General features: G+C 40.7%; 3 protein-coding genes. All 3 read left to right on the top strand.

From position 1 onward, the window contains the following. The first annotated feature begins 20 nt into the window (after positions 1-20). Positions 21-1,451: a hypothetical protein gene (locus PVV64_RS10055; RefSeq protein ID WP_273760852.1), complete on the top strand. Its 1,431-nt coding sequence runs from the start codon at positions 21-23 to the stop codon at positions 1,449-1,451. A gap of 8 nt (positions 1,452-1,459) precedes the next feature. Continuing rightward, positions 1,460-3,586, top strand: coding sequence for a glycine zipper family protein (locus PVV64_RS10050; protein WP_273760851.1), 2,127 nt, complete (start codon positions 1,460-1,462; stop codon positions 3,584-3,586). Beyond that, positions 3,579-3,834 (top strand): transglycosylase SLT domain-containing protein (locus PVV64_RS10045; RefSeq protein ID WP_273760850.1); only part of this gene is annotated, 256 nt, incomplete at its 3' end. The genes PVV64_RS10050 and PVV64_RS10045, both read left to right, overlap by 8 nt.

The raw sequence follows: 3,834 nt of genomic DNA, 5'->3' as shown, positions 1-3,834 counted from the left end.
GAGTTTTGTAGGAGGGCGTTATGGCATTTCCATTATTAGGCTTATTAGCTGGAGCAGGAACTGGGGCGGCATTGCGATATGGACCTCATATTTTGAGATATCTTTATCCTCGTGTGGCTCCCAAAGCTGCTACAGGAGCGCAAAGATTAGGGCAATTACTCAAAAATAACTACAAAGCCGCTGCGGTAGGTGGTGCGACAGGTCTCATTGGAGATATGATGTCACCAGAGGAAGCATATGCACCAACTGGACCAAGGTTACCGAATGTACCGCAACCACAAGAACCATTACCCTCTTCGATTGTTCCTCACATGGAAATGCCTTTTGGTGTAGGTAATCATTCGCCTATGCCAAATGCACAGGCATTTGAAGCACAAGGTCTTAAACCTCATATTAATGAACCAATGCAAGCTAGACCAGTGGATACAGCGGCTCAAACACCACCTCCAGCACCGACAGATTTAGAGAAGTTTTTACAGTCTAATACTTATAAGTTTTTCCAATCGGATGCTTATAAGAAGCTTCAAGATCTTTTTGCAGGTATGGCAGCAGCTCCCTCTGGTGGTTCTGGATGGGATGCGCTTGCAAGTGGAGTAAAACAGCTTCATGCAGGGGATAAACAAAGAGGGCAAGTTAACCAAACGGTCGAGTATCTAAAATCGAAAGGCTACAGTGAAGAAGAAGCGCGGGTTATGGCAAGTAATCCTCAAATGCTTAGTGCACTGTTGACAGGTGATGATAAACCTAAACTTTCTCCAGATTACCAGCGTATTTTCAATCCTCAAACTGGAGAGTATGAAGCAAAGGTTATCAAAGGTAGTAAGGCGTATAACGAAATACAACAGCGTGAACAGTTGAAAAAATTACAAATAGTAGATGCCAAAATTATGAGAGAGAGTACAGCATATACGATAAATGAAGCACTTGGGATACTTAAGAAAAATCCTAAAGCATCTACAGGTGCGATTGGTCAATTTTTACAGTATTTGTGGAATACGCCAGCATCACGTTTGAAAAATCATCTTGAAGCTATCAGGGGAGGAGTGATGCTTCATAAGTTAGAGCGGATTAAAGCACTTTCACCTAATGGCGCTTCAGGATTGGGGAATTTGACTGATAGGGAAGGTAAGACATTAGAAAGTGTTTATGGTGCTTTGCAACAGAGTTCATCTCCTGAGGATCTTATAAAGAATTTGCAACGTTTACAGGAGATTTATAACAAAGCGACAGATGCTCAAATAGCTATTTTGATGAATGATAACATAACAGCTGCGGATGTGGATGAAGCATTTGGAAGTAGCGCGCAGCATTCTATAGATTCGCGAATGTCACAAGGAGGTAGCGCGAATGCACCCGTAGTGAAAAGTGCAGAAGAGTTTGAATCTCTACCACAAGGAGCAAAATTTTGGGTTGTTAATACAAATGGTAAAGTGGTTCCTGTAATAAAATAGGTTGTGCTATGTCTGAATATAAAAATTATGATAAATCACTTTTACCTGAATGGGCTAGGAGTGCAACGGTAATTGGTCTACCTCGAGATATATCAGATCTTCAAACAACGACAGGTTATCCTGAATATAAAAATTATGATAAATCACTTTTACCTGAATGGGCTAGAAGCGCAACGGTAATTGGTCCAGCTCAAGATATTTCAAATACTCAAGAAACATTATTTAATTCACAACCTACAACAGATGATTTTTCATTTGATGATAAAGATCTTACGTGGTGGGATGCACTAAGGAGTCATGGTGCTTCTGGTTTTTTTGCAGGTTATAGTGATGAGCTACAAGCGGCGAATGAAGCAGGTTTTACAGATTATTGGCGTGGCGATAAAAGGGCAGAAGAGGTCTATAATAGACGGGTAGCCAAGGAACGTGCTTACCAAAAAGCCTTAGAAAAGAAACACCCAATATTATCTTCTATCGGTTATACTCTTGGTTCAATTGTCCCAACAGTAGCATCATTAATCCCTGCTCTTGGATTTTTGAGAGTAGGTTCTGCGGCGTCAACATTTGGAAATCTTGGTAAAGCGGCAATTTTAGGAGCAGGTTCTGGTGCTTTGCATGGTTCTGGAGCAGGAGATGGTCTTTATGACCGCCTTACTTCGGCAGGGATTGGTGGTGGTATTGGAGCTGTTGCTGGTCCTGTTGGTTCTCTTGTTGGTACAGGAGCTTCTTGGGGGGTAAGAAAAGCGGGACATGGATTGCAACATATTCCTTTTTTAAGAGGGTATTTTAATCCTGCTCATAAAGACGTTCAAACCAAAGCAGTTAGGGAAGTTGCAAAAACATTATATGATGATGGTGTTGAGAATGTTGCAGAACGCCTTGCAAGTGCGCCGCGTCATGCATTTTTGACAGACATTAGTCCGAATTTAGAAGTATCACTTGCTAATATGGGGAAAACAAATACGCGCGTTTCTGAACTTTTGAAACATGCTCATGGAGAAAGGGTGCAGAATGCTATCCGCCGTATTGGTCAATCGGCAGATGAAAACATTACACCTCTCCAAGATACGAAAGTTTTAAAAAGGTTGCTTAAAGAGCAAGGAGAAAGAGAATATACAGATCTTTATGTACAAGCGATGCAAACTCCAATCGCGAAAAGACATTATCCGGCTCTAAATAGGCTTTTCAAAAATAAATGGTTTCAAGATGCCCTTAAAGAAGCAGTTGATATCTTAGAAGGGGACCCACGCAAAGCAATTGCTCAACGATTTTATGATAAAAATTTTAGCCATCTTAACTATAAGCCCACAATGGAGTTATTAGATCAAACTAAGAAAAGTCTAGATGAATTAATTGAAAAGTATAAAAATTTTGGTGATAATCAAAAGTCTTCAGGGTACCAATTGATTAAGAACAATTTGGTAAAGATAACGGACGAAATTTCTCCTACCTATAAAGCAGCGCGGGCTAGTGTAGAAAAATATAAAGGTTTTCAAGAAGCGATAGAACAAGGCAAAAACATTGTACAGAGAGATGTTTCTGGAGCAACAATAGCAGAAGGTCTTCGTAAAGGAGCAATGCCAGATGGTCTCAATACCTATCGCGTAGGGATGAGGGATTATATCGATGAGATATTAAAAAGATCCCGCCCTGTTAATAGACTTTCGAATATTTTACAAACAGGTAGCATGTCTAAAAATCTTAGCAGGTCTTTAAATCCTAAAAACATTAAAGCGTTGAGGAAAGCTGTAGATGATGAAAGATTTTATGAAGATGCGGCGCAAAGAGCACTAAAGCCATTTCAAGGAACGCCAGAGGCTTCTCCTCTAACAGGTGTTAATATTCCGTACGGAAAAGTTAGTACAGCACGTGCTGGGGCGAAAGTTATACAAAATATTTTATCTGATACGATTAGGAAATTGCCTCAAAAAGAGAGACAAATATTTGAACAGGATATAGCAAAATTAGCAACTTTTGGCGTTAAGGGGATGAGTCAACAGGAAGTTGCTCAAATGGTACAAAGATTTATACGATTACATAAAGCAGGAATTGGTAATGAACGTTTCTGGCATTTTGTTTCTTCGGCACTGATGGGAGAAGCTGGCAGATTTGCAAGGAGCAAAATCTATGGCTAGATATAGTCCTTTAGTTGATCAAGCAATACGTCAAGCAGCGGTGCGTTATGGCTTGCCGGAAAGTTATTTATACCGTGTTGCGCAAGTTGAGAGTGGCGGTAATCCCAATGCAAGGAATCCGCGTTCTTCTGCTGGTGGTCTGTATCAGTTTATAGACAGCACCGCCAAGCAATATGGTTTACAAGATCGTTTTGATCCCGTACAGGCAGCCGATGCGATGGGGCGGTTGACGCTTGATAATCGTAACC

Origin of the sequence: Bartonella sp. ML70XJBT.G (assembly GCF_028618575.1) — a bacterium.
Lineage (GTDB): Bacteria > Pseudomonadota > Alphaproteobacteria > Rhizobiales > Rhizobiaceae > Bartonella.
The sequence above is the reverse complement of the archived record's forward strand: the minus strand, read 5'-3'. Positions and strand labels throughout refer to the sequence as shown.